The organism is Nocardia panacis, assembly GCF_003598715.1.
Classification (GTDB): Bacteria; Actinomycetota; Actinomycetes; order Mycobacteriales; family Mycobacteriaceae; genus Nocardia; species Nocardia panacis.
In genome coordinates this window covers 510936-535012 of sequence record NZ_QZFU01000016.1, presented here as the reverse complement: position 1 = coordinate 535012, position 24077 = coordinate 510936, and the positions used below count along the sequence as shown (strand labels likewise).

Annotated in this window: 24 protein-coding genes and 1 riboswitch; of the genes, 13 read left to right on the top strand and 11 right to left on the bottom strand. The window is 68.2% G+C overall.

Annotated elements, in window-relative coordinates:
* Positions 1-3: 3 nt before the first annotated feature.
* Both D5S18_RS10695 and D5S18_RS10690 read right to left on the bottom strand, forming a co-directional pair.
* Complete coding sequence (locus D5S18_RS10695) at positions 4-546, bottom strand: methylated-DNA--[protein]-cysteine S-methyltransferase (RefSeq protein ID WP_120039645.1); 543 nt, start codon at positions 544-546, stop codon at positions 4-6.
* 67 nt (positions 547-613) lie between these two features.
* Positions 614-868 carry a hypothetical protein gene (locus D5S18_RS10690; protein WP_120039644.1) on the bottom strand — a complete coding sequence of 85 codons (255 nt, stop codon included), beginning with the start codon at positions 866-868 and terminating at the stop codon, positions 614-616.
* A gap of 62 nt (positions 869-930) precedes the next feature.
* Between D5S18_RS10690 and yczR the strand changes: the two genes are divergently transcribed.
* Positions 931-2427, top strand: coding sequence for a MocR-like transcription factor YczR (gene yczR, locus D5S18_RS10685; RefSeq protein WP_120039643.1), 1497 nt, complete (start codon positions 931-933; stop codon positions 2425-2427).
* A 4-nt stretch (positions 2428-2431) separates the two neighbouring features.
* Here the strand turns inward: yczR and D5S18_RS10680 are convergent, their stop codons facing one another.
* The 3 genes from D5S18_RS10680 to D5S18_RS10670 all read right to left on the bottom strand — a co-directional run bounded on the left by D5S18_RS10680 (position 2432) and on the right by D5S18_RS10670 (position 5945).
* A complete protein-coding gene (locus D5S18_RS10680) occupies positions 2432-3529 on the bottom strand; it encodes a CaiB/BaiF CoA transferase family protein (RefSeq protein ID WP_120039642.1) in 1098 nt (365 codons plus the stop codon).
* A 100-nt stretch (positions 3530-3629) separates the two neighbouring features.
* A complete protein-coding gene (locus tag D5S18_RS10675; protein WP_120039641.1) occupies positions 3630-4496 on the bottom strand; it encodes an amidohydrolase family protein in 867 nt (288 codons plus the stop codon).
* Positions 4497-4547: 51 nt separating this feature from the next.
* Positions 4548-5945: an FAD-dependent oxidoreductase gene (locus D5S18_RS10670; protein ID WP_120039640.1), complete on the bottom strand. Its 1398-nt coding sequence runs from the start codon at positions 5943-5945 to the stop codon at positions 4548-4550.
* A 325-nt stretch (positions 5946-6270) separates the two neighbouring features.
* Here D5S18_RS10670 and D5S18_RS10665 point away from each other — a divergent pair, with 325 nt between their 5' ends.
* The 5 genes from D5S18_RS10665 (at position 6271) to D5S18_RS10645 (ending at position 9253) form a co-directional block, all read left to right on the top strand.
* Complete coding sequence (locus tag D5S18_RS10665; RefSeq protein ID WP_147403925.1) at positions 6271-6714, top strand: Rv0361 family membrane protein; 444 nt, start codon at positions 6271-6273, stop codon at positions 6712-6714.
* Positions 6715-6748: 34 nt separating this feature from the next.
* A riboswitch (SAM riboswitch) is annotated at positions 6749-6865 on the top strand.
* A gap of 14 nt (positions 6866-6879) precedes the next feature.
* The gene (locus D5S18_RS10660; protein ID WP_120040547.1) at positions 6880-7296 is read left to right on the top strand and encodes a rhodanese-like domain-containing protein; all 417 of its coding nucleotides are present in this window, start codon (positions 6880-6882) and stop codon (positions 7294-7296) included.
* 67 nt (positions 7297-7363) lie between these two features.
* Entirely contained in the window at positions 7364-8578 is a 1215-nt protein-coding gene (locus tag D5S18_RS10655) for an O-succinylhomoserine sulfhydrylase (protein ID WP_120039638.1), read from the top strand.
* 138 nt (positions 8579-8716) lie between these two features.
* Positions 8717-8980 (top strand): type II toxin-antitoxin system Phd/YefM family antitoxin, encoded by a 264-nt coding sequence (locus D5S18_RS10650; protein ID WP_120039637.1) that lies wholly within the window; start codon positions 8717-8719, stop codon positions 8978-8980.
* Positions 8981-8983: 3 nt separating this feature from the next.
* Positions 8984-9253, top strand: coding sequence for a Txe/YoeB family addiction module toxin (locus D5S18_RS10645; RefSeq protein WP_120039636.1), 270 nt, complete (start codon positions 8984-8986; stop codon positions 9251-9253).
* 8 nt (positions 9254-9261) lie between these two features.
* Here the strand turns inward: D5S18_RS10645 and D5S18_RS10640 are convergent, their stop codons facing one another.
* Positions 9262-10074 carry an HAD-IIA family hydrolase gene (locus D5S18_RS10640; RefSeq protein ID WP_120039635.1) on the bottom strand — a complete coding sequence of 271 codons (813 nt, stop codon included), beginning with the start codon at positions 10072-10074 and terminating at the stop codon, positions 9262-9264.
* 220 nt (positions 10075-10294) lie between these two features.
* On the opposite strand from D5S18_RS10640, the gene fgd reads away from it, so the two are divergent.
* Positions 10295-11305: a glucose-6-phosphate dehydrogenase (coenzyme-F420) gene (gene fgd / locus D5S18_RS10635; RefSeq protein ID WP_120039634.1), complete on the top strand. Its 1011-nt coding sequence runs from the start codon at positions 10295-10297 to the stop codon at positions 11303-11305.
* A 57-nt stretch (positions 11306-11362) separates the two neighbouring features.
* Here the strand turns inward: fgd and D5S18_RS10630 are convergent, their stop codons facing one another.
* A complete protein-coding gene (locus D5S18_RS10630; protein ID WP_120039633.1) occupies positions 11363-11908 on the bottom strand; it encodes a nitroreductase family deazaflavin-dependent oxidoreductase in 546 nt (181 codons plus the stop codon).
* Positions 11909-12053: 145 nt separating this feature from the next.
* Between D5S18_RS10630 and pta the strand changes: the two genes are divergently transcribed.
* Positions 12054-14126 (top strand): phosphate acetyltransferase, encoded by a 2073-nt coding sequence (gene pta / locus D5S18_RS10625; protein WP_120039632.1) that lies wholly within the window; start codon positions 12054-12056, stop codon positions 14124-14126.
* A gap of 105 nt (positions 14127-14231) precedes the next feature.
* A complete protein-coding gene (locus D5S18_RS10620) occupies positions 14232-15440 on the top strand; it encodes an acetate kinase (RefSeq protein ID WP_120040546.1) in 1209 nt (402 codons plus the stop codon).
* Positions 15441-15685: 245 nt separating this feature from the next.
* Here D5S18_RS10620 and D5S18_RS10615 read toward each other — a convergent pair whose 3' ends face one another.
* Genes D5S18_RS10615 through D5S18_RS10605 form a run of 3 tightly spaced genes read right to left on the bottom strand, consistent with a single transcriptional unit; the run spans position 15686 to position 20291 of the window.
* Complete coding sequence (locus tag D5S18_RS10615) at positions 15686-17974, bottom strand: serine/threonine-protein kinase (protein WP_120039631.1); 2289 nt, start codon at positions 17972-17974, stop codon at positions 15686-15688.
* A 5-nt stretch (positions 17975-17979) separates the two neighbouring features.
* Entirely contained in the window at positions 17980-18948 is a 969-nt protein-coding gene (locus tag D5S18_RS10610; protein WP_120039630.1) for a glutamate ABC transporter substrate-binding protein, read from the bottom strand.
* Positions 18945-20291: a GlnX family signal transduction membrane protein gene (locus D5S18_RS10605; protein ID WP_239003726.1), complete on the bottom strand. Its 1347-nt coding sequence runs from the start codon at positions 20289-20291 to the stop codon at positions 18945-18947. Before D5S18_RS10605 ends, D5S18_RS10610 begins: the two co-directional genes overlap by 4 nt.
* A 186-nt stretch (positions 20292-20477) precedes the next feature.
* Between D5S18_RS10605 and D5S18_RS10600 the strand changes: the two genes are divergently transcribed.
* The gene (locus D5S18_RS10600) at positions 20478-21140 is read left to right on the top strand and encodes an NUDIX hydrolase (protein ID WP_120040544.1); all 663 of its coding nucleotides are present in this window, start codon (positions 20478-20480) and stop codon (positions 21138-21140) included.
* A 1-nt stretch (position 21141) separates the two neighbouring features.
* Here D5S18_RS10600 and thiE read toward each other — a convergent pair whose 3' ends face one another.
* A complete protein-coding gene (gene thiE, locus D5S18_RS10595; protein ID WP_239003651.1) occupies positions 21142-21837 on the bottom strand; it encodes a thiamine phosphate synthase in 696 nt (231 codons plus the stop codon).
* Between the two features lie 121 nt (positions 21838-21958).
* On the opposite strand from thiE, the gene thiO reads away from it, so the two are divergent.
* From thiO to D5S18_RS10580, 3 genes are read left to right on the top strand one after another with little or no spacing between them, the layout of a single operon-like run.
* On the top strand, positions 21959-23029 hold the full coding sequence (gene thiO / locus D5S18_RS10590; protein ID WP_120039628.1) for a glycine oxidase ThiO: 1071 nt from the start codon (positions 21959-21961) through the stop codon (positions 23027-23029).
* Complete coding sequence (gene thiS, locus D5S18_RS10585) at positions 23026-23235, top strand: sulfur carrier protein ThiS (RefSeq protein ID WP_120039627.1); 210 nt, start codon at positions 23026-23028, stop codon at positions 23233-23235. Before thiO ends, thiS begins: the two co-directional genes overlap by 4 nt.
* Entirely contained in the window at positions 23228-23986 is a 759-nt protein-coding gene (locus D5S18_RS10580; protein WP_120039626.1) for a thiazole synthase, read from the top strand. Before thiS ends, D5S18_RS10580 begins: the two co-directional genes overlap by 8 nt.
* Positions 23987-24077 lie beyond the last annotated feature (91 nt).

Here is a 24077-nt window from a genome sequence, read left to right as displayed (position 1 = left end):
CCCTCAGAACAGCGTGGGTTCGCCGAAGCCCGCGGTGCGTTCGATGGTCAGCAGATTCAGTTTCGTCGTGAGGCCGCCGGGGGCGGAGAAGCCGTGCAGGGCGTGGTCGGCGGCGAGGACTCGGTGGCAGGGGATGAGCAGGGGGATGGGATTGCGGCCGAGGGCTTGGCCGACGGCTTGGGCGGCCGAGGGGTGGCCGATACGGTGGGCGAGTTGTCCGTAGGTGCGGGTGCTGCCCGGATCTATGGCGCGGGTGACGGTGTAGACGGCGTTGTGGAATTCCGGAATCGCGGTGGTGTCCAAGGGAATCCAGCGCAGCGAGTCGAGCGAGCCGGAAAGGTGGGCGCGAACTCCCGCGATGGCCGCGGTGATCGGGGCGGGCGGTTCGGTCTCGACCACCTCGGAACCGTTGTGGCGGCGCAGGATTCGGGTGCGGGTGGCTTCGCGGGTGGCCTCGGGGAGTTGAAATCGGAAGATGCCGGTTTCGGTCCAGGCGAGGGCGCAGTATCCGATCTCGGTGTCGAACAGTGTCGCGGCGAAGCTCATCCGGTCAGTGTGCCTTCTGAGACCGACACGGCCCGACACGGCCCGGACATGGTCCGATGTGGTCGAACTAGTGGCACGGCGGGGCCAGTTTTCGGTAACTGGACTTGTCTCGGGTGCTGGATTCATCGATTCCGTATTCGGGGCAGTCGGCGCGACCATAGATGGCGGTCAGGTCCGAGTATCGGCGCTGCTCCTCGTAGTATGACCGGCCCCCGTTCTGCGCGGAGGGTCGTGGCGGGAGAGCGGAGCCCTTGGCGGGCGCGTAGTGCCGGACCACATAGGCGAAGGCGATGACGGCGGCGAGGGTGAGCAGGGCTTCCATATGGCCAGCCTGCGCCCGACTGGCCTTGCCAATAAATATCCACTGCGGCAATACTGGACCGTATGGCGACAAGGGTGATCGGAGCGGCCGGTCTGGCCAGGGATTTGGGCCGCTGGCGAAATACGGCCGATGAGCGGGGCGAGGTGCGTCGCCCGGCCCGCCCGGCCTACCTGGCGCTGGCCGAGGGTATTCGACTGCTGATCCACGACGGCCGCGCCCCGCTGGGTGTCGCGCTGCCGAGCGAGCGCGATCTGGCGGGCACCCTCGGTGTCAGCCGCACCACCATCACCTCCACCTACACCCTGCTGCGCGAGAACGGCTACCTGATCAGTAGGCAGGGTTCGCGCAGCACGGTGGCCCTGCCGCCCGCCGTCACCCACGACGGAATGAAGCCGACCAGGGGCATCATGGCGACGATGCCGCACACCGAAGTGCCCACGGTCGATATGACCTATGCGGCGATGGCCGCCCCTGCGGAGATGGAGGAGGCGTATTCCTTTGCCCTGGAAGGCATTCCGGCCTATCTGGGCACGCACGGCATGGATCCGGTCGGTATCGTCGCGCTGCGCGAGGCGCTGGCCCGCCGCTACACCGAGCGCGGCCTGCCCACCGAACCGGATCAGATCCTGGTCACCTTGGGTGCGCAGCACGGACTGCGCCTGCTGCTGAATGTGTTGGCGTCGCCCGCCGCCAGGGTGCTGATCGATCACCCCAGCTATCCCAATGCCATCGAGGCGATTCGCGATGTCGGCGCCCGCCCGATTCCGGTGCCGGTCCGTCCCGAACTGCCTGCGGACGGTTGGGATCTGGATGGAATACGCAGCGCCGCAAGGCAAACCGCCGCGACGCTGGCCTATCTGGTGCCCGATTTCAACAATCCGACCGGCCTGCTGATGAATTCGGCGGGCCGCGCCGAACTCGCCGCCATCGCCCGCGAGACCCGGATGACGATCGTCATCGACGAATCCATGGTCGACCTGAATCTGGACGGCGATATGCCGCTGCCGGTGGCCGCGTTCGCCAAGGGCGGCGAGGTGATCACCATCGGTTCGGCGTCGAAGTCGTTCTGGGGTGGTCTGCGCGTGGGCTGGATTCGCACCAACCAGGCGTTGATCACCAAACTGCTCGGCATCCGTTCAACGGTGGACCTCGGCACCCCGGTCATGGATCAGTTGGCCATGGTGGATCTACTGAGTCGGGCCGACGACATCCTGGCGCGACGTCGCGAACAGTTGCGATCACAGCGAGCGGCATTGAGTGCCGCGATCGGCGAATATCTGCCGCAATGGCAGATCGCCGACTGCGCGGGCGGTATGTCGGTGTGGGCGCAAATGCCCGCGCCGGTCTCCACCGCGTTGGCGGCCACCGCGCCCAATCATGGTGTATTGCTCGCTGCCGGACCGCGTTTCGGCGTGCAGGGCGCGTTCGAACGCTTCCTGCGGCTGCCGTTCACCCACCACGAGCACGATCTGCGGCTCGCGGTGCAGGGCATCGCCGCAGCCTACGATGCCCTCACTCCGCGCGCCGCCGACCCGCTGAATCCGCTCATCCTGTACTGAAAAGCTAATCAGCCCAGACAGATTCGAGGGGAGTGGCCTCGGTGGGCGGCGGTGTCGGCCGACCCGCAGGGGTGCGGGAGAAGCGCGGCGCGGGCGCGTGCTGGACGACATTCTCGATGTCGATGAGCCCCTCCCTGGCGTTGATATGCGAATTCTTCTCGGCCTCTTCGAAAGTCAGCACCGGTGTGGTGCAGGCATCGGTGCCCTCGAAGACGGCCGTCCACTCGTCGCGGGTCCTGGTCTTGAACCGTGCGGCGAAAAGCTCCTTCAGTTGCGCCTGACCGTTCGGGTCGAGTTGGTGGGGTAGTCCTTCGGGATCGATCGCCAAGCCGCGCAACAGTTCCGCGTAGAACTGCGGTTCGATCGCCCCGACCGCCATGTACTTGCCGTCGGCAGTCTCGTAGGTGTCGTAGAAGGCCATGCCCGTATCCAGCAGATTGGCGCCGCGCTTGTCGGACCACAGCCCCATACCGCGCATACCCCAGATCATGTGCGAAAGGGCCAGCGCCCCATCGATCATGGCCGCGTCGATGACCTGCCCCGCGCCGGAGGTCTGCCGTTCGACGAGCGCGGCGAGGATACCGAAGACCAGGAACATGGAGCCGCCGCCGAAATCGCCGACCATATTCAGCGGCGGGACCGGCCGCTCATCCGCGCGGCCGATGGCGTGCAGGATGCCGGTGAGGGAGATGTAGTTGATGTCGTGGCCCGCGCGGTCGGACAGCGGTCCGTATTGGCCCCAGCCCGTCATCCTGCCGTAGACGAGGCGCGGATTGCGGGCCAGCGCGATATCCGGGCCGAGACCCATGCGCTCGGTGACACCGGGTCGGAAACCCTCGATCAGCACATCGGCCTTCTCGATGAGTCCGAGAACCTGCTCGATCTGCGCCGGATCCTTCAGGTCGGCCTCGACAATGGTGCGGCCCCGCCACTGCGGGCGCTCCATGTAGCCGGGCAGCAGACCGGGCCGCTGCACCCGGACCACCTCCGCCCCGAGGTCGGCCAGCAGCAGCGCCGCATGCGGTCCGGGGCCGATACCGGCCAGTTCGACCACTCTGACGCCCGCGAGCGGACCCGTTCTGGTGCTGGATGGTGTGCTCACGCCCTACCTCGGTTCATCGTTGCTGTCCCGCGGCTGCGCTGCCGTGGATATTGACAATATGACAACAACGCGGCGCCGTGTCCAGGGCGGACCGGGAGCGCTATTCGATCACCGGGAACGGAATCGTATCGGCCGGTTCGGGTTTGGGCAGGTCCACGCGGCGCAGCGGCAGCGTCGGCTCATAGACCCGATGCAGCGGCAGGGTGGGCTGCGGATCCTCGGCCCGCTCCCGCGCGGGCAACCGGTAGAACTCGCGGGCATTGTCCTCGAGCACCGCGCGCATATCGACCCCGACGACATCGCAGATCAGATCCACATCGGCGGAACGGAACGGCCGCCCCGCCCTGGTGCCGGGCAGATCGGTGCCGAACATGAGCGCACGCGGATTCACCGCGTGCACGCGGCGCAGCGTCTGTGCGACATCCATGGCGACCCGCCCGAATCCCGACGCCTTCACCCGCGCGCCATTGTCGACCAACTCCAGCAGGTACGGCAGGCTCTCCTCGGACATGCCGAGATGATCGACGCAGAACACCGGCAGTTTGCTGATGACCGGCTGCAGCGAGGCCAGCATCGACCCCTCGATGTACACCTCGACATGCCAGCCGACCAACTCGTGCGCGCGCAGGGCGCTCAACGTCATCTGGGCGATATCGGCGGCGGCCCGCTTGAGGTTGAAACGCACCCCGCGCACGCCGATCCGGTCCAGTTCCACGATCTCGGCGTCGGTGGCGTCCGGGTCCAGGGCGATCACCCCGACCCAGTCCGCGCCCAGTTCGGCCAGCGCGGCCCGCAGGAAGGTCTTGTCGTTGCCCTGGAACGAGGCGCTGACCACCGCACCGCCCGCAATGTCGTAGCGCGACATGCGTTTCCGATAGTCGGCGACGGTGAACGGCGGCGGCAGGTAGCCTTCGTTCTCGATCAGCGGGAACCGCGGATCGATGATGTGGACATGGGCATCGAACACTTGTACAGAATGCCTCAGCGCCGACTATTCCGCTGACCGTTGCCCCGGATCTCAGATCTTGTGCGGCTCGCTGGCGCGCAGCATGTCCTCGCGCTCCACGACCTTCACCCGCTCGCGGCCCTCGGGCTCGCCGAGGGCGCGTTCGTGCGCGTCGAGGCGGTACCAGCCGTCCCAGGTGGTGAACGGAATTCCCTTGTCCTCCAGCCACTTGGTGACGGCCGCGGGTTCAGGCTGCGGCGCCGGGGCGAAGGCGGGGGCATCGTCGAGCAGGCAGGCGACGGTCTCGTTGGCATCGCCCTTGGTGTGGCCGATGAGACCGACCGGGCCGCGCTTGATCCAGCCGGTGACATAAGTGGCGGCCAGGTAGCGGGCAGCCCCGTCGGCGTTCTCGTCCAGCAGCACGCGACCCGCCTCATTGGGCACGGTGCCCGCCTGGTCGTCGAAGGGGAGGTTGGTGATGTTCTGCGACAGGTAGCCGACGGCGCGATAGACCGCCTGCACCTCCCAGTCCTTGAACTCGCCGGTGCCTTTCACATTGCCGGTGCCGTCGAGTTGGGTGCGCTCGGTGCGCAGGCCGACCACCTTGCCGTCGGCGCCGAGCACCTCGGCGGGCGATTCGAAGAAGTGCAGGAACAGCTTGTGCGGGCGGTCGCCCTGGTCGCGAATGGCCCACTGCTCCAAGGTGTTCGACACCATGTCGACCTGCTTGGAATGCCTGCGCGCCGCCTCGGAACCCTCGTCGTAGTCGATGTCCTCGGGATCGACGATGACCTCGATGGTGGGCGAGTGGTCCAGTTCGCGCAGTTCGAGCGGGGTGAACTTGGCCTGGGCCGGGCCGCGCCTGCCGAAGACGTGCACCTCGATCGCCTTGTTGGCCTTGAGTCCGTCGTAGACATTCGGCGGGATCTCGGTGGGCAGCAGTTCGTCGCCGGTCTTCGCCAGCACGCGCGCCACGTCCAGCGCCACATTGCCGACGCCGAGGACCGCGACCTTCTCCGCCTCCAGCGGCCAGGTACGGGGGACATCGGGGTGGCCGTCGTACCAGGAGACGAAATCGGCGGCACCGTAGGAACCGTCCAGGTCGATACCCGCGATGCCCAGTGCGCGATCGGCGTTCGCGCCGGTGGAGAAGATCACCGCGTCATAGAACGCGCGCAGATCGTCGAGGTTGATGTCCACGCCGTAGTCGATATTGCCGAGCAGGCGCACCTGCGGCTTGTCGAGCACCTTGTGCAGGGCGGTGATGATGCCCTTGATACGCGGATGGTCCGGTGCGACGCCGTAACGGATGAGGCCGAACGGGGCGGGCATGCGCTCGAACAGGTCGATGGACACATCCGCGTCGGATTTCATCAAAGCGTCGGCGGCGTAGATGCCTGCCGGACCCGCGCCAACGATGGCGATGCGGAGCGGGCGGGCCGCCTGAGTGTCGGCACTCTGTTCGGTCATCTTTACGCGCACCCTTACGGTTTCGAGAACATTAATGACGTCGGTTCTAACCCTTGATTAGCCTAGGCTAACTCGACGTACCCGCTGCGGACGCTCCGGTCGCGACGTCTGCCGGGCGGCTATGACCGCAGGCCGCGGTTCGGCGATTCTATCGGTGCCCTCGGGACCGGCCCTACGGCGGTTGCGCGCCTCCCAGTATGCGCGCCGAGTTCGCGGCGATGGCCGAAAGTTCGCGCCATGATCGGGGATGGGCGGCTCGGGCGACCGATCGAACCGGCGGCGGCCCGCATCCGGTATCGGCACGCCCACCAGGGATGATCTGTGCATGACCGACCAGCGAACCCCGTCCGACGAACCCCCGATCGAGATCGACCAGACCGATCGCCGATCGATGAAACCCTTCATCGCGGCGGGCATCATCGCGGTCGCGGTGCTGGTGGCGATCGTCATCGGCGGACTGCTCGCACCCGCTGAGAAAAATGTCACAGTCGCCGATCGGATCGCGGGCGCGGTCCGCGAATTCGTCGACGGTGTGAACAACACCGACGGCGTCGGCGCGGCGGGAACCGTGTGCAAGGACTTCGATCCGAAGCATTCCCCGCTGGCGCAACGCCAGAGCGGGCAGGCGGTCAGTGTCACCAAGATCGAGAATCCGACCGCCGACGGCGATCGGGCCAAGGTGAGCGTCACCGTGAAATTCGCCGACACCGAACATCCGGGCACCTGGAATCTCACCAGGACAGGCCAGAAGTGGCAGGTCTGCAATTGACACGGTGACCCCGCGCCAGCCATCCTCATTCGGAGGTCATGAGAACCAGCGTCAAGCCCCGGCTCTGCTGGTCGGCAACCCTCCGCCACGGTGGGGTGCTCCGGGTGACGACCTGGCCGTGCGCCGGACCCGGGCGCGGCAAGCGTGGATTCCGAGGAGGTCCAATTGAGTTACGCCGGTGATATCACCGCGGCGCAGGCGTGGGAGCTGCTGCGGGAGCATCCGGACGCGATCCTGATCGATGTGCGCACCGAAGCCGAATGGAAATTCGTCGGCGTGCCGGATACCAGCTCGATCGAGCGACCCACCGTGCTCATCGAATGGGTCGACGGCACGGGCGCCCGCAATCCGGCCTTCGCCGATCAGCTCGTCGCCGCGCTGCAACAGCGCCCCGCCGACGCGCCCGTCGTCTTCCTGTGTCGCTCCGGTCAGCGGTCCGCGCATGCGGCCACCACCGCGACCGCCCTCGGTATCGCACCCGCATTCAACGTGTCGGAGGGATTCGAGGGCGGACTCGACGCCTCCGGTCACCGCGGCGGCGCCGGTTGGCGGGCCTCCGGTTTGCCCTGGCGGCAGTCGTGAGCGCGACACGTTCCGTTGGCCGCGCGAATTCCCGTGGTGCGGCAGTGATTTCGTGCGGGAGGTTGGCATGATCACCGGTGGTGCGTTCAACAGGCCGCTGCCCGAGGGCGTCGGCCCCGCGACTCTCGGCGTGCGCGGCGGTCTGCGCCGCTCCGGCTTCGAGGAAACCTCCGAGGCGCTGTACCTGTCATCGGGATTCGTCTACGAGAGCGCCGAGGCGGCCGAGGCCGCGTTCACCGGCGAGGTCGAGCATTTCGTCTACTCCCGGTACGGCAATCCCACCGTCGCCATGTTCGAGGAGCGCATCCGGCTGCTCGACGGAGCCGAGGCGGCCTTCGCTACCGCCAGCGGCATGTCGGCGGTATTCACCGCGCTCGGCGCGCTGCTCGGCAAGGGCGACAGACTCGTCGCCGCGCGCAGCCTGTTCGGCTCCTGCTTCGTGGTGTGCGAGGAGATTTTGCCGCGCTGGGGCGTGGAGACCGTCTTCGTCGACGGCGAGGACCTGGACCAGTGGGAACAGGCGCTGTCGGTGCCCACGCAGGCCGTGTTCTTCGAGACGCCCGCCAATCCGATGCAGACCCTGGTCGATGTGCGTCGGGTCAGCGAACTGGCCCATGCCGCGGGCGCGAAGGTGGTGCTGGACAACGTCTTCGCCACCCCACTGCTGCAGCGCGGCTTCGAACTGGGCGCGGACGTCGTGGTTTACTCCGGCACCAAACACATCGACGGCCAGGGCCGCGTGCTCGGCGGCGCCATCCTCGGCGCGCACGACTACATCGACGGCCCCGTGAAAACCCTCATGCGCCACACCGGTCCGGCACTGAGCCCGTTCAACGCCTGGACCCTGCTCAAGGGCCTCGAGACCATGCCGCTGCGGGTGCGCCAGTCCACCGAATCCGCACTGCGCGTCGCCCGCTTCCTCGAAGCCCACCCCGCCGTGAGCTGGGTCCGCTACCCGTTCCTGGAATCCCACCCCCAGCACGCCCTCGCCACCGCCCAAATGACCGGCGGCGGCACCGTCGTCACCTTCGAGCTGGCGGCCCCCGAGCACGAGGCCAAGAAACGCGCCTTCGAGGTGCTCAACCAGCTGCGCATCGTCGATATCTCCAACAACCTCGGCGACGCCAAAACCCTCATCACCCACCCGGCCACCACCACCCACCGCGCCATGGGGCCGGAAGGCCGCGCGGGCATCGGCCTCACCGACGGCGTCGTCCGCCTCTCCCTCGGCCTCGAGGACGTCGAAGACCTCCTCGGCGATCTGGACCAGGCACTGGCCTGACCGGGTTCATCGCATTTCAGGCGATGGCGAGCGCGAGCGCGGCGGATCGGTATTGCGCGTGCCGACCGTAGCGCGCTACGGTGTCGTACAATAAGTTGTACGACTTCAAAGGGGGTTGTTTTGCGAGAGGGTTGTGTGATGAGCAAGGCGCTTCCGATATCGACCGTGCGCCAAGATCTGTTCAACCTGGTCCGCGCCGTCAACGACGACCACGACACCGTGACCGTGGTCAGCAAGAGCGGCGAGAACGCCGTACTGATGGCCGAGAGCGATTACAACTCGCTCATGGAGACCCTCTACGTGCTGCGGACACACGGTGGGGCGAGATTGCTCAGGTCGGCCGAGGACGCGCGCGCGGGGCGCACCGAATCCCACGCCCTCATCGATCCCGATGCGGACTGATCGGTGCCGGATCGCAAACTCGCGTTCACTGCCCAGGGTTGGAAGTCCTACCGCGAATCGCTCAGCATCGATCGGGCAGTCCTCAAGGGCGCGAACAAGATGATCGATGCCGCCCTGCGCGATCCGTTCGAGGGCATCGGCAAACCCGAGCCGTTGCGCCACCACCTTGCCGGGCACTGGTCGCGACGGATTACGCAGGAGCATCGGCTCGTCTACTACGTGACAGACACGGAAATCGTTGTGGTGCAGGTGGGTTCGCACTACGACGACTGAGAAATGGTCTAAGTGAACGGATTCGGTGTGCTGCCGACCAGGTCGGCCACCGAATCGACCACCATGGTCGGGCGGTAGGGGAACTGTTCGACGGATTCGCGGCTGGAGATGCCGGAGGTGACCAGGATGGTTCGCAGGCCTGCCTCCAGGCCCGCGACGACGTCGGTGTCCATGCGGTCGCCGATCATGACGGTGGATTGGGAGTGGGCGCCGATGCGGCGCAGGGCCGAGCGCATCATGAGGGGGTTGGGTTTGCCGACGTAGTACGGTTCGCGGCCGGTGGCGCGGGTGATCAGGGCGGCGACGGAGCCCGTTGCGGGCAGCGAACCGTCGCGGGAGGGGCCGGTGGGGTCCGGGTTGGTGGCGATGAACCGCGCGCCGCGCTCGACGAGCCGGATGGCGGTGGTGATCGCCTCGAAGGAATAGGTGCGGGTCTCCCCGAGCACCACATAGTCCGGATCGCTGTCGGTAAGGACGTACCCGATCTCGTGCAGCGCGGTGGTGAGTCCGGATTCGCCCACCACGTAGGCGGTTCCGCCGGGGCGCTGCTCGTCGAGGAAGGTGGCGGTGGCCAGCGCCGAGGTCCAGATAGCCGATTCGGGGATATCGAGTCCGGTGTGGCGCAGGCGGGCCTGCAGGTCGCGCGGGGTGCGGATGGAGTTGTTGGTGAGCACCAGGAACGGCGTCTCGTTCGCGCGCAGTTCGGCCAGGAACTTGTCGGCACCGGGCACGAGGTGGTCCTCGTGGACCAAGACGCCATCCATGTCCGTGAGGTAAGACAAAATCGGTTCTGCTGCAGTCACCACCTGAGTATCCGTCATACATACCTGACGGTCGCAACAACCGCGGCGTGAGGGACGGGACCGGAGGCGGTAGCGCAGCGTGACCACGGAGGGACCCGTGAGCGCCGCAAATCCAATTGGGCCCCGACGCCGGGGCGGCGGCCCGACAAACCCCGCGAATTCGGGCATATTCGCCGCCCGCCGCGCGGTTGACTACCTTCGGACAAAGAGTCGACACCGACCTTTAGGAGTAAGGCACATGGGCGAACTCAAGCTCGGTTACAAGGCATCGGCAGAACAGTTCGGCCCCCGCGAACTGGTGGAGCTCGCGGTTCTGGCCGAACGGCACGGCCTCGACAGCGCGACCGTCAGCGACCATTTCCAGCCGTGGCGGCACAAGGGCGGTCACGCGCCGTTCTCACTGGCCTGGATGGCGGCGGTGGGCGAGCGCACCGAACGCATCATGCTGGGCACCTCGGTGCTCACCCCGACCTTCCGCTACAACCCGGCGGTTATCGCGCAGGCCTTCGCCACCATGGGGCTGCTGTACCCGAACCGGGTCATGCTCGGTGTCGGCTCCGGCGAGGCGCTCAATGAGATCGCCACCGGTTACACCGGTGAATGGCCGGAATTCAAGGAGCGTTTCGCCCGGCTGCGCGAGGCGGTGGCGCTCATGCGCGCACTGTGGACCGGTGAGCGCACCGATTTCGACGGCGAGTACTACCGCACGGTCGGCGCGTCCATCTACGACGTGCCCAAGGGCGGTATCCCCGTCTACATCGCGGCGGGCGGTCCGCTGGTGGCCCGCTACGCGGGACGCGCGGGTGACGGTTTCATCTGCACCTCGGGCAAGGGGATGGACCTCTACACCGAGAAGTTGCTGCCCGCGGTGGCCGAGGGCGCGGCCAAGGCCGGTCGCAGTATCGATCAGATCGATCGGATGATCGAGATCAAACTCTCCTACGACACCGATCCCGAACTGGCGCTGGAGAATACGCGTTTCTGGGCGCCGCTGTCGCTGAGCGCCGAGCAGAAGCATTCGATCACCGATCCGATCGAGATGGAGGCCGCCGCCGACGCGCTGCCGATCGAGCAGATCGCCAAGCGGTGGATCGTGGCGAGCGATCCGGACGAGGCCGTGGCGCAGATCAAGCCCTACATCGATGCGGGTCTCAACCACCTGGTGTTCCACGGGCCGGGGCAGGATCAGCGGCGCTTCCTGGAGTTGTTCGAGCGGGATCTGGCTCCGCGCCTGCGCGCCCTGGGCTGAGGCCCTGTCTCGGCGTCTCGGACCGGGCGTTGTCGGTACGGTTCGTGGCTGGGCGGGTCAGGGCTGTGTCGGAGCAGCGGGCGCGTCGGTGGATCGGACGCGGCGCAGTGCGAAGATGCGCAGATCGCGGGTGGTGCGCTCGCGATAGGCGGCGTACGCGCCGGTGACCTCGACGAAGCGGGCGAAGATCGTCTCCTGCTCGGTCGGATCGGTCACCCGCGCGGCCGTCACCGGGATGTGCTGTCCCGCGATGGCCACGGTGGCCGTCGGCTCGGCGGCCAGGTTGGCCGTCCACGCGGGATGGTGCGCCTGTCCGAAATTGCTGCCAACGACGTACAGGACCGCCCCGTCGTGCACGTACAGCAGCGGTGCGGTGCGTGGCTGCCCGGATTTGCGGCCGACGGTGGTGAGCAGGATGACGGGCGCGCCGATCGGCCCGAGCACGGTGTATTTGGCGTCGGTGCGTTCGAGCACCGCCCGGTCCAGCGGGGTGAGCTTGCGGATGACCCAGGAGCCCACCGGTGTCGCGGCGAACCGGTTGGCAAGGCGGGCCAAGGCATTCGTGCGCGAACCCCACATGCGGGTCGGGAATTGCTCGGCCATGGCGGGGACTATAGCGGTGTCGCGTGATCGCCGTCTCCTCCGGCGGTGCTGGTAGCGGTAGGTTCACCATGGGTGCAGTCGGCGAAGTCGCCCTGAACATGCGCACGGCCGGAGCGAAGGCGGAGGTACGCCTAAGCTCACGACTATGGCCGACAACGCACCTTCCACCGTGTACATCGCCTCGCCGGAGGGGGACACCGGCAAGTCGACGGTGGCGCTCGGCGTGCTGCAGATGCTGTGCGCGACCACCGCGCGGGTGGGGGTGTTCCGGCCGATCGCCCGCTCCACCGCCGAACCCGACTACATCCTGGAACTGCTGCTCGAGCACAGCACCGCCGATATCGACTATCAGCAGGCGGTGGGGGTCACCTACGAGGATGTGCATGCCGATCCGGATGCGGCGATCAGCGAGATCGTGCTGCGGTTCCACGAGGTGGCCAAGGTGTGCGACGCGGTGGTGGTGATCGGTTCGGACTACACCGATGTGGCCAGCCCCAGCGAGTTGCGTTTCAACGGCCGCATCGCGGCCAATCTCGGCGCGCCCATGCTGTTGGTGCTGCGCGGTGCGGGCCGCACCCCGGAGGAGGTCAAGCACCTCGCCGAGCTGTGTGCGAGCGAATTGGCGCACGAGCACGCCCAACTCGCCGCGATCATCGCCAACCGCTGCGATCCGGACCGGTTGAACGAGATCCGGGCCGTGCTGGCCGGTTTCGGCGTCCCGGTGTGGTCGCTGCCGGAGGTGCCGCTGCTGATCGCGCCGACCATGGCCGAGTTGTGCACGGCGATCGGTGGCGAGATGTACAGCGGCGACCCGGAATTGCTGCAGCGCGAGGCACTGCGCGTGATGGTCGGCGGGATGACCGCGGAGCACATCCTGGAACGGCTGGTGGACGGTGTAGTGGTGATCGCGCCGGGCGACCGCTCCGATGTACTGCTCAGCGTGGTGAATGCCCATGAGGCGGAGGGGTTTCCGTCGCTGTCGGGCATCATCATGAACGGTGGCATGCTGCCGCATCCGGCGGTGGCCCGACTCATGAGCGGGCTGCGGCCGAAGCTGCCGATCCTCACCACGGCCTTGGGCACCTACGACACGGCGAGTGCCGTGCACAACACCAGGGGGCGGATGGCGGCGGGCAGTCCACGCAAGGTGGATACCGCGCTGGCCCTGATGGAGCAGTATGTGGACGCTCCGGAGCTGTTGCGCCGCATCGAGGTTCCGCTCAGCGGCGTGGTCACTCCGCAGATGTTCGAATATCAGCTCATCGAGTGGGCGCGCGCGGATCGCAGGCGCATCGTCCTGCCCGAGGGCGGTGATGATCGCATCCTGCGCGCGGCGGGTCGGGTTCTGCAGCGCAAGATCGCCGACCTGGTCATCCTCGGTGACGAGTCGGCGGTGCGGGCGCGCGCGGCGGAACTGGGTGTCGATATCGGCGCTGCCGAGGTGCTCGATCCGCGCACCAGCCGATACCTCGAGCAGTTCGCCGAGGAGTACACCAGGTTGCGCGCGCACAAGGGGATGACCTTGGAGCGCGCCCGCGAAACCGTCACCGACATCTCGTATTTCGGCACCATGATGGTGCATCTGGGCATTGCCGACGGCATGGTTTCCGGTGCGGCGCACACCACGGCGCATACCATTCGGCCCTCGTTCGAGATCATCAAGACGGTGCCCGGCGTCTCGACGGTGTCTAGCGTGTTCCTGATGTGTCTGGCGGATCGGGTGCTCGCCTACGGCGACTGCGCGGTGGTTCCGGATCCCACCTCCGAGCAGTTGGCCGATATCGCGATCTCCTCGGCGGGCACCGCCGCCCGGTTCGGCATCGAACCCAGGGTGGCCATGCTGTCCTATTCGACCGGCGAATCGGGCAGCGGCGCGGATGTGGACAAGGTCAGGGTGGCCACCAAGCTGGTGCGCGAACGGGCGTCGCGACTACCGGTCGAGGGGCCGATCCAGTACGACGCCGCGATCGATGCGACGGTGGCCAACACCAAGCTGCCCGATTCCCAAGTCGCCGGACGGGCAACGGTTTTCGTCTTCCCCGACCTGAATACCGGCAACAACACCTACAAGGCGGTGCAGCGCAGTGCGGGCGCCATCGCGATCGGCCCGGTGCTGCAGGGGTTGCGCAAGCCGGTCAATGATCTCTCGCGCGGCGCGCTGGTCGCCGACATCGTCAATACCGTTGCCATTACCGCGATTCAGGCCCAGAACGGCTGAGTGTTCGATGCGGCACATTCACGGTTTCGTCGGAACAATCGCCCCGCACGGGCGGTTGCGGAAGGTGTGCGGGTCGCGGTGCGCGCGACCGGGGCAGGAGACGTGATGGACCTCGGGACCGATGATCCGGTGCTGGTGCTCAATTCCGGATCGTCTTCGATCAAATATCAACTGCTGCACCCGCGTACGAGCGAGGTCGTGGCCGCGGGCATCGTCGAGCGCATCGGCGAGCCGGAGGGCGGGATCGAACATCGCACGGGCGGGCAGCGGATCGAGCAGCGCGAGCCGATCGCCGATCACAGCGCCGGATTGCGGCTGGTCTTCGAGATGTTCGCCCGCACGGGACGGGATCTGACGCGGGCCGGACTGCGTGCGGTCGGGCATCGGGTGGTGCACGGCGGCGAGGTGTTCTACCGACCCACGCTGATCGATGACGAGGTGCTGGCCACCATCGATGAGCTGTCGGTGCTGGCGCCGCTGCACAATCCGGCGAATGTGGCCGGTATTCGCAGCGCGCGGGCGCTGCTGCCGGGGGTGCCGCAGGTCGCGGTATTCGACACGGCCTTCTTCCACGGGCTGCCCGCCGCCGCCAAGACCTACGCCATCGATGCGAAAGTCGCTGCCGCGCACGGTATTCGCCGCTACGGATTCCATGGCACCTCGCACGAGTACGTCTCCGGGCAGGTCGCGCAGTTCCTCGGACGCGAACCGGCGCAGTTGAATCAGATCGTGTTCCACCTGGGCAATGGCGCGTCCGCCTCGGCCATCAGGGGTGGTCGGCCGATCGATACCAGTATGGGTCTCACACCGCTGGAGGGGCTGGTGATGGGCACCCGCTCCGGCGATCTCGATCCGGGTATCGTTCCGCATCTGATGCGTTCGGCCGGACTGGATATCGATGCGGTCGACGCCTTGCTGAACCGGGATTCGGGACTCAAGGGACTTTCCGGTGTCAATGATTTCCGCGCGCTACAGGAATTGATCGATGCGGGTGATCCGGCGGCGCGACTGGCCTACGACGTCTACATCCACCGGTTGCGGCACTATCTCGGGGCATACCTGATCGACCTGGGCGGTGTGGATGTCCTGACTTTCACCGCCGGGGTCGGCGAGAACAGTCCGGCGGTGCGCGCCGACGCGCTGGCGGGTTTGCAACGCTTCGGCATCGCGGTCGATCCGGTGCGCAATGTCGCGAAAGACCGTGTCGCACGGCGTATTTCGCCGGACGACGCGCCCGTCGCGGTGCTGGTCGTTCCGACCAATGAGGAGTTGGCCATCGCGCGGGCCGCGTTGGCGCTGGTGATCCAGGACTGAAGCTCCTTCACGAAATACTCATTGTCGTCCCGCGAGGATGGGTCCCGAATCGGTTCGCGGGGTGCGCCCAGTAGTCGAACCCGATGCTCCGCCACTGGGCTCCCCATAGCCCTCGCCACAACCCGCGGTGTCCGACTGCCCATTGGACACCCTGTGGCGGAGACGGGATTGCGGTCACCACTCGTGCCGCGACCGATTCCGGCCCGGTCGGCCGCACTTCCCTCCCGACCGGGCCATCCCCGCCATCACATCCAGGTCTTGGCGCGCATGGTATTGGCCAAATCGACCAGGGCGTAACGATGTTGACGACCGGGCGCGCCTCGGGCAAGCGTGCGCAGCCCCGCCTCCGTGCCCGCTCGCAAGTCCCGCTCGTCGAACGGATTGCCGAACAGCCTGGCGTCGGGGCGTTTCGGCGTATTGCCCGCCTGCAACCAGGCCAGGGCCGCACCGAGCACCAGCACCCGCATCTGCACCGCCCGTCCTTCGCCCGGCGGCAGGCTCAGTATCCGCGAGGCCGCGATGTGCAGGGTGGCCTCCGCCAGTTCGGCCACGGGGGCGGCGGTGAGCAGGAGCAGCACCGCCGTCATCCGGGCGGTGGTGTAGTGGCGGGAGGTGGCGGGCACCTGGTCGAGGGCGTCGACCGCCTCCGGCACCCGATCGGCTGCCGCGAGCTGTCTGGCCAGGCCGAAGGCCGCGCTCACCGCGCCGCGGTCGGTGCGCCACACGGTCTGGTACAGGGTGGTCGCGTAGTCGCGCCAGAGCTCGGGTTCTGGTGCTTCCCAGTTCTGCAGGATCAGTTCCGCCGTGGCGGCCTGGGCGAGTTTGGGGGCGATCTCGCCGGGCAGCACCCGAAGCACCGCGTCGAAGGCGGCGAAAGCGGGCTCGAAGTCGAGTTCGAGCAGTTGGGCCTGGCCGGTGTACCAGTCGACGCGCCAGTCGCGTCGCTCGGGCAGGCGTTGCAGCAGATGCAGTACGGCCGCCGCCTCGCCCAGATCCAGCCTGACCCGCGCCTCGGCCAGGGTGAGTTCGAGATCCAGTGTCGCGGGGGCGTTTTCGGTGTCCTTCTCGGCGCGCTCGCGGGCCTCGCGAATGGCGTCGAGCGCCTGAGCCGGATCGGGATGCATGGTCGCGGCCAGCAGCGGGGCCGCCGGATCGGTCGAATCGAGCAGCGGGAAGGCCAGTGCCGCGACGACTTCCGCCGCGCGTAGTCGACTGCTGCGGGCCTCCCCGTCGACATAGGCGTCGGTCTGGCTGATCAATTCCTCGGTGCCGAAGGTGCCGCGCGGCGGGCTGAAAACCGTGGACAGTTGGGGATGTTCGGCCCCGGTCTCCATGGACAGGATCTCCCGCAACACCCCGGCGAGTTGCGCGGATATGGCGCGGGCCGATGGAAAACGCTGCGCCGGGTCGGCATCGGTCGCGCAGAGGAGTAGTCGGTGGAAGAACTCGTAGCGGCGTAGCGTCGGCTCGTCCTGCGGTTCGGGGATGCCGTCGAGGTAGCGGCCCTGTTCCATCGGCATGTTCAGCGTGAGCACGGCCAGGGTGCGACCGACGGTGTAGATGTCCGAGGCCACCGTCGGACCGGTCTTGGCGATCTCCGGTGCCTGAAAACCCCTGGTGCCATAGAGGTTTCCGTACGATTCGACGGTGGCCACCGCGCCGAGATCGATGAGTTTGACCTGATCCTCGGTGACCATGATGTTGTCGGGTTTCAGATCGTTGTAGGTCAGGCCGATCGAATGCAGGTAGTCCAGCGCGGGCAGGATTTCCATGATGTAGGCGATGGCCTCGGCGACCGGCATGCGCGCGGGCCGGGTGTAGGTGTCGAGGATATCGCGCAGCGAGCGCCCGCCCACGTACTCCATGACGATATAGCCCACCGGCGCGCCGTCCGGATCGGTGTGCTCGACGAAGTTGTGGATCTTGACGATGCTGGAATGCGCCACCTCCGCGAGGAATTGGCGTTCGGCAAGCGCCACCGCCTGAGCCTCGGCATCGCCGGAGTGCAGCAGGCCCTTGAGCACCACCCAGCGGTCGTTGACATTGCGATCGACGGCCAGATAGATCCAGCCGAGTCCACCGTGCGCGATACAGCCCTGCACCTCGTATTGGCTCGCGACGGTATCGCCCTCGTTCAGTGAGGGCCGGAAATCGTATGGCGCGCCGCAGGTTTTGCACACGCCGGTGGTGGTGGCCGGACGGGTGGCACTGGCCCTGCCGACGGGATTGCCGCAGCGCCAGCAGAACCGCCTGCCCTCGGCGACCACCGGATCGTCGAGCACCGCCGTGCGCGGATCGACCGGCGGCACCGCGGGGATGGGCACCAGACCCGCGCCGAGTCTGCGGACAGCGCCGCGCGCCCGACCCGAGCGGCTGCGTCCCGAAGTTCGCACGGTCGCACCGGAATTCATCGCCGATTCGGTCCGGCCCGGATTGAGTTCGGTGGGTTTGGCGGCCGAGGACGGATCGACGGAAGGCTGCGCCCCGGAACCGGATTCGGGAGGTTCCTGGCCGGGGGGCTGCGGCTGGGTCATCGGTGTCAGTCCTGATAAGTGGGAACGGGCGGCCCCTGGGTGGGACCGAGCACGGCTTGCAACCACTGCCGGTAGAGGCGATTCCAGGTGCCGTCGGCTCGGATGCGGTCCAGCGTGCCGTTCACCGCGCGCACCAGATCGTCGCTGCCTTTGGAGATGCCGATGCCGTACGGTTCGGAGCTGATCGGGCCGCCGACCAATTCGGTGTACGGGTCCTGCGCGGCCATACCGGCCAGGATGGCGTCGTCGGTGCTGACCGCGTCGACCTGCCGCTGCTGCAATGCCACCAGGCAGTCGGCCCAACTCGGCACGGTGAGCACGGTGGCGGCGGGCTGGCCGCGACGCATATTGTCCAGCGAGGTGGTGCCGCGCACGATGCACACCCGCTTGCCCGCCAGGTCGGCCATGCCGTTGATCCCGGAATTGCGCACCACCAGCACCCGCTGGCCTGCCCGCAGATAGACCGTGGAGAAGGTGACCTTCTGGCGGCGCTCGCAGGTGATGGTCATGGTCTTGGTCACCACGTCCACGGTGTGATTCTGCAGCGCCTGCTCCCGGTCGCCGGAGCCGATGGTGCGGAAATCGATCAGGTCCGGATTGCCGAGCAGGTCGCGGGCGACCTCGCGGGCGATATCGGCGTCGAAGCCGACGACCGTGCCGCTGATCGGGTCGCGGAAGCTGAACAGATTGCTTCCGGTGTCCAGGCCGACCACCAGCCTGCCCCGCGCGCGGATCGCGTCGAGGGTCGGACCGCCGGTCGCGGCGGGTCGCAGACTGGCCGTCGGATCGCCGCACCGGCTCTGATTCACCGGGGGCAGTGGGGAATTGGTGAGGATCGGCACGGCCTGGGCGGGCAGCGGCATCTCGGTGTACGAGCCGGCGCGCGCGGGCGTGGCGGGTCCTTCGGATTTGGCGCAGCCGCCCAGTAGTGCGGCGGTCGCGGCAACCACGGCGATGACGCGGGCACGTCTCATCGATACTCCCTGAGTCGGGGCCACAGGCCGATCGCCACATAACATGCGGCCAGGATGCCCAGTGCGAAGGCACCGGGGGAGAGGAAGTCGAGGATCCGGGCGGCTTCGGAGATATTGTCGCGCAACGTGGTTCGCGTCACGCCGAGCCCTTTGTCCAGCGCCGAGTCCAGCGTGGCCACCTGTGCGGCGGCGTCGGCCGCGCCGGGGCCGGTGGCCACCGCGGCCGCGCCCGTATAGTCGCCGCGCGCCAGGGTGTCGTTCATGCGCTGATGCGCGGAGCGCCAACGATCCAGCGCCACACGGGCATTGGCGATATCCCCGACGGCGGGCGCGTTCTTGGGATAACCCGCGAGCAGTTCGGTCAGTCGATTGATACTCGCCTCGTAGGTGCGGTCGTAGTCGCCGGTGGCGTCGCGGCGCACCAGTTTGAGCGTTTCCGCCGAGCGTGCCTGCTGGGTCAGGATGCGACTCTGCGTCAACCGGGTATACGGGACGGCGCCCTCGTCGCGGCCCTCGATCATCGCCGAAGCCGAGATGGCGCCTGCGGCGACCGTCCAGGCCAGCAGCGCGAATATCCCGACCGAGGCCAGTAGCAGACCGAGATTGAATACCCGCCGCCAGCGCCGCGCCAACTCCCACTGCACCAGCACCAGCGCGATCAACGCCAGCAACAGCAGCACGATCGCGGGCCACGGCGGGCGAATGTGATTGCGCTGGGCGGTGTTCACCGCGGCGGAACGGGCATCGGCCAGATCCTGGGCCATCGGCAGCAGTTTGGTCTGCATTTGGTTGGACGCCTCGCTCAAGTACGCCGCGCCGACCGGATATCCGCTGCGATTATTGGCACGGGCGGTCTCCACCAGACCCGTGTACACCGGCAGACCGGTGGCGATTCCGGTGCGCAGCCGCACCTCGGGATCGGCCGCGCTCGGCCCGTGCCCGGATTGGGCGACCAGATCCGCCGCCGCCTCGCCGACCGCCTGGGTGTAGCGATCGCGCACCGCCTGCGGCTCGAGTCCGCCCGCGATGAAGGCGGTGCTGGCCGCCGCGTCCGCGATGGACAGCGAGGTGTAGAGGTGATGGGCGCTCTGCGCGTCCGGCTCGGTCTCCTCCAGCAGCACGTCCAGGGCATGCTGACGGTCGCTGACCGTTGCCGCCGTCGTCGCGCCCGCCGCCAGGCACAGCGCGATGAGCAGCAGACCCATCGCGATCAGCCGCCCCGGCGAGGACTTCACGAACGCGCGCAAGTCGGCCGGGTCGAGTTGCCCGCGCAGTGCGGCGGGCCGGAAGAATCCCGCCTCGGCCCGCTGCGTGGTCGGGGGCTGCTGCTCGACGAGCGCCATGTCCACCTCTCCAGTCTGAGCCGCTGCCTCGGCATTCCCACCGCCGAGGACGACCCCTCGCGCACCGTACCGGCCCGAGGGCCGCCCGTTGCGTTGTTGCGGAAGTTTATTGTGGTTCTGCGGGCGCCGTGCGGTGGAAAACGCCCCCCGGTGCTCGCTGCCGCAGCGGCTGGTGAGGTGGATGTGATGCGTGGTGACGGAGACGGCTGGGCGCTGGGCGCGAACGGAGTGCGGCATTGGGGCCGCTTCGGCGCGGCCGGTCTGCTGCTGCGCGCCCCCTTGGCACGGGGTGGTTCGGCGGTGCTCTTGCAGCATCGCGCGCCGTGGAGCCATCAGGGCGATACCTGGGCGCTGCCCGGCGGTGCGCGCGACAGCGACGAGAGCGCGGTGCTGGCGGCCGTGCGCGAGGCATGGGAGGAAACGGGGATCAAGCCCGACGCGATCACCGTGCGTGGTGAGCGGGTCACCGCGTCCGCGCCGAGCGGCTGGACCTATACGACGGTGATCGCCGACGCCGAACGCCCCCTGCCCACCACGCATAATCTGGAATCCACCGCACTGGCGTGGATTCCGGAGGACGAGGTCGAATCCCGGCCGCTGCATCCCGGTTTCGCGGCGGCGTGGCCAGGGTTGCGCGCCGCTCCCGCCCGGCTGTCGCTGGTCGAACTGGCCGATTCCGCCAGGTTGGCGCGGCTGCTGCCGCGCACCGTCGATCTCGCCGACCGCGGTTTCCTCTGGCTGCACACCGACCTGCGCGGACCGGGCGACTACGCGCACCTGCTCGAATCCGATTCCGCCGCCGTCGAATCCGGTGGTTTGGCGGTGACCAGGGCGCAGTTGCTCTCCTGAATCAGTCGGTTGGGAGCGCGGATCTCAGTGCGCGGGCGGCGGCTTCGGGATCCTCGGCCCGAGTGATGGCCCGCACGACCACGATTCGAGTCGCGCCCGCGGCCAGCACCTCGGGCAGGCGCTCCCCGTCGATACCGCCGATGGCGAACCAGGGGCGGGTCGGACGCGCGTCGGCGGTGGCGCGGACCAGGTCCAACCCTGCGGGCGCGCGGGCGGGTTTGGTGGGCGTGTCCCAGACCGGGCCGGTGCAGAAGTAGTCGATGTCCGGGTCGACGGCGGCGAGCTCGGCCTGATCGCGATCGTGGGAGGACCGACCGATGACCACCTCCGGCCCGACGATCCGCCTGGCGTGCCGGGGCGGCAGATCCCCTTGACCGAGGTGCAGCACATCCGCTCCGGCGGCGTGCGCGATATCGGCCCGATCGTTCACCGCGAGCAACGCGCCGTGCCGGTGGGTGGCCGCTTTCAGCACGGCCAGCGCGTCCAGTTCCGCGCCCGCCTCGAGCGGGCCGAAGCGGGCCTCGCCCGGCGAACCCTTGTCGCGCAGTTGGATGATGTCCACCCCGCCCGCGAGCGCCGCCTCGGCGAACTGGGCCAGGTCGCCCCGCTCGCGCCGGGCGTCGGTGCACAGATACAGCCGCGCCGAGGTCAGGCGCTGTCCGGGCGTGGCGCCGCGGTGGGAATGGGACGGTTGCACGTGCTCGACCGTAGCCGCGCTAACGTTGGGATGCGAACGAGCGGCGGGCGGACCCGACATGCCCCCTCGCGGATCATCGGTCGGTCCGCCGGTCGCGCATCGAGTGGTAGAGGTGAGGCGCATGCGGACAGTGGCCGTCGTCGGCGGCGGTGCCATCGGTCTGGGCGCGGCCTGGCGGGCCGCCGCAGCGGGATGGTCGGTGACGCTGTTCGATCCCGCCCCCGGCACCGGCGCCTCGTGGGTCGCGGGCGGCATGCTGGCCCCGCTGTCGGAGGGCTGGCCGGGCGAGGATCGAGTCCTCGATTTCGGCGCCGCCGCTTTGGCGCACTGGCCGGAGTTCGCGGCGCGGCTCGAGCGGGTCACCGGGATCGATGTCTTCGTGGCCGATTCGACGCTCACCGTCGCGCTGGATGCCGCCGACGCCGCCGACCTGCGCACCGTCGCGGATTGGGTGGGCGGTCGCGGTCACGACCTGCGCCTGCTGGACCGGTCCGCCGTGCGCGCGCTGGAACCGGCCCTCGCGCGCACCGTCCGAGCCGGCCTGCTGGCCCCCGCCGAACCCGCCATCGACAATCGCCGCCTGGTAGGCGCACTGCGTCGCGCCTGCGCCGATGCGGGAGTCGAGTCGCGCGCCGAGACCGTCACCGACCTGGCCGACCTGCCGCACGATCAGATCGTCTTGGCCGCCGGATCGGCCTCGGCCCGGCTCTGGCCCGAACTGCCGGTGCGCCCGGTGAAGGGCGAGATCCTGCGCCTGCGCCGCAGGCCGGGTGTCGCGCCGCCGCCGCAGCGGGTGATTAGGGCCAGGGTGCACGGCCGCCCCGTCTATATGGTGCCGCGCGCGGACGGCCTGGTCATCGGCGCGACACAATACGAGGCAGGCGACACCGAGGTCACCGTGGCCGGTGTGCGCGATCTGATCGCCGACGCCGAGGCCGTCCTGCCCGGTATCGGCGACTACGAACTGGCCGAGGCGAGTGCGGGTCTGCGTCCGGGCAGCCCGGACAATCTGCCGCTGCTCGGCCGCCTGTCCGACCGGGTGGTCGCGGCCACCGGTCATGGGCGCAATGGCATGCTCGCCGTCGCACTGACCGCCGACGCGGTCTGCGCCGAACTCGGCGGCGCCGGTCTCGCGGAGGTGGCATCGGCCGCCCCGCAGCGTTTTTCGTCACTCGCAGGAGGAGTTCGATGAGTATTCCGATCGGGATCACCGTGAACGGGAGCGCGCACGAGTTCGCCGAACCGCTGTCGGTGCGCGACCTGCTGACCCGGCTCGACCTGCCCACCCGTGGGGTCGCGGTGGCCGTGGACGGCGCGGTCTTCCCCAAATCGCGCTGGGACGAGTCGGTCGGGCGCGGCTGGTCGGTGGAGATCCTGACGGCGGTGCAAGGTGGCTGAGGACCTGCTGCGCATCGCGGACCGGGAGTTCGGTTCCCGGCTGATCATGGGCACCGGCGGCGCGGAGAGCCTGTCGGTGCTGGAGGAGGCGCTGCTCGCCTCCGGGACCGAGCTGACCACGGTCGCCATGCGGCGGGTGGACGCGGCGGGCCGCACCGGTGTGCTCGATCTGCTCAAACGACTGGGTATCGCACCGCTGCCGAATACGGCGGGTTGTCGCACGGCGGCCGAGGCGGTGCTCACCGCGCAGCTCGCCGCCGAGGCACTCGACACCAAGTGGATCAAGCTGGAAGTGGTCGCCGACGAGCGCACCCTGCTGCCCGATCCGCTCGAATTGCTCGATGCCGCCGAACAATTGGTGGACGCGGGTTTCGTCGTGCTGCCCTACACCAATGACGATCCGATTCTGGCCCGGCGGCTGGAGGAGGCGGGCTGCGCGGCGGTCATGCCGCTGGGCGCGCCGATCGGCACCGGACTCGGCATCGGCAATCCGCACAATATCGAGATGATCGCGGCGGCGGCGGGTGTGCCGGTCATCCTGGACGCGGGGATCGGCACCGCCAGCGATGCCGCCCTGGCCATGGAACTGGGCTGTTCGGCGGTGCTGTTGGCCACGGCGGTCACCAGGGCGCAGGAACCGGTGCTCATGGCCGCGGCGATGGCCGACGCGGTGCGGGCCGGTCGGCTGGCGCGTCGGGCCGGGCGCATTCCGAAGCGTTTCTGGGCGCAGGCGTCCTCGCCCGCACGCTGAGTTTCCCCGCGAGCTCAACGGCCGGGAACCTGGCGCGATGTCCGATTCACCCCCGTTTACCGGGGCAGGGGTGCGGTAGGGGTCCGAGTCA

What these genes read in the sequence shown, in the direction of transcription:
- D5S18_RS10665 (WP_147403925.1), top strand. Translation starts at nt 6,271, where the DNA reads ATGACCGACCAGCGAACCCCGTCCGACGAACCCCCGATCGAGATCGAC.
- D5S18_RS10650 (WP_120039637.1), top strand. Translation starts at nt 8,717, where the DNA reads ATGAGCAAGGCGCTTCCGATATCGACCGTGCGCCAAGATCTGTTCAAC.
- D5S18_RS10605 (WP_239003726.1), bottom strand. Translation starts at nt 20,291, where the DNA reads ATGGCGCTCGTCGAGCAGCAGCCCCCGACCACGCAGCGGGCCGAGGCG.
- D5S18_RS10655 (WP_120039638.1), top strand. Translation starts at nt 7,364, where the DNA reads ATGATCACCGGTGGTGCGTTCAACAGGCCGCTGCCCGAGGGCGTCGGC.
- D5S18_RS10640 (WP_120039635.1), bottom strand. Translation starts at nt 10,074, where the DNA reads ATGACGGATACTCAGGTGGTGACTGCAGCAGAACCGATTTTGTCTTAC.
- D5S18_RS10600 (WP_120040544.1), top strand. Translation starts at nt 20,478, where the DNA reads ATGCGTGGTGACGGAGACGGCTGGGCGCTGGGCGCGAACGGAGTGCGG.
- D5S18_RS10690 (WP_120039644.1), bottom strand. Translation starts at nt 868, where the DNA reads ATGGAAGCCCTGCTCACCCTCGCCGCCGTCATCGCCTTCGCCTATGTG.
- D5S18_RS10610 (WP_120039630.1), bottom strand. Translation starts at nt 18,948, where the DNA reads ATGAGACGTGCCCGCGTCATCGCCGTGGTTGCCGCGACCGCCGCACTA.
- D5S18_RS10615 (WP_120039631.1), bottom strand. Translation starts at nt 17,974, where the DNA reads ATGACCCAGCCGCAGCCCCCCGGCCAGGAACCTCCCGAATCCGGTTCC.
- D5S18_RS10695 (WP_120039645.1), bottom strand. Translation starts at nt 546, where the DNA reads ATGAGCTTCGCCGCGACACTGTTCGACACCGAGATCGGATACTGCGCC.
- D5S18_RS10670 (WP_120039640.1), bottom strand. Translation starts at nt 5,945, where the DNA reads ATGACCGAACAGAGTGCCGACACTCAGGCGGCCCGCCCGCTCCGCATC.
- yczR (WP_120039643.1), top strand. Translation starts at nt 931, where the DNA reads ATGGCGACAAGGGTGATCGGAGCGGCCGGTCTGGCCAGGGATTTGGGC.
- pta (WP_120039632.1), top strand. Translation starts at nt 12,054, where the DNA reads ATGGCCGACAACGCACCTTCCACCGTGTACATCGCCTCGCCGGAGGGG.
- fgd (WP_120039634.1), top strand. Translation starts at nt 10,295, where the DNA reads ATGGGCGAACTCAAGCTCGGTTACAAGGCATCGGCAGAACAGTTCGGC.
- thiS (WP_120039627.1), top strand. Translation starts at nt 23,026, where the DNA reads ATGAGTATTCCGATCGGGATCACCGTGAACGGGAGCGCGCACGAGTTC.
- D5S18_RS10620 (WP_120040546.1), top strand. Translation starts at nt 14,232, where the DNA reads ATGGACCTCGGGACCGATGATCCGGTGCTGGTGCTCAATTCCGGATCG.
- D5S18_RS10630 (WP_120039633.1), bottom strand. Translation starts at nt 11,908, where the DNA reads ATGGCCGAGCAATTCCCGACCCGCATGTGGGGTTCGCGCACGAATGCC.
- thiO (WP_120039628.1), top strand. Translation starts at nt 21,959, where the DNA reads ATGCGGACAGTGGCCGTCGTCGGCGGCGGTGCCATCGGTCTGGGCGCG.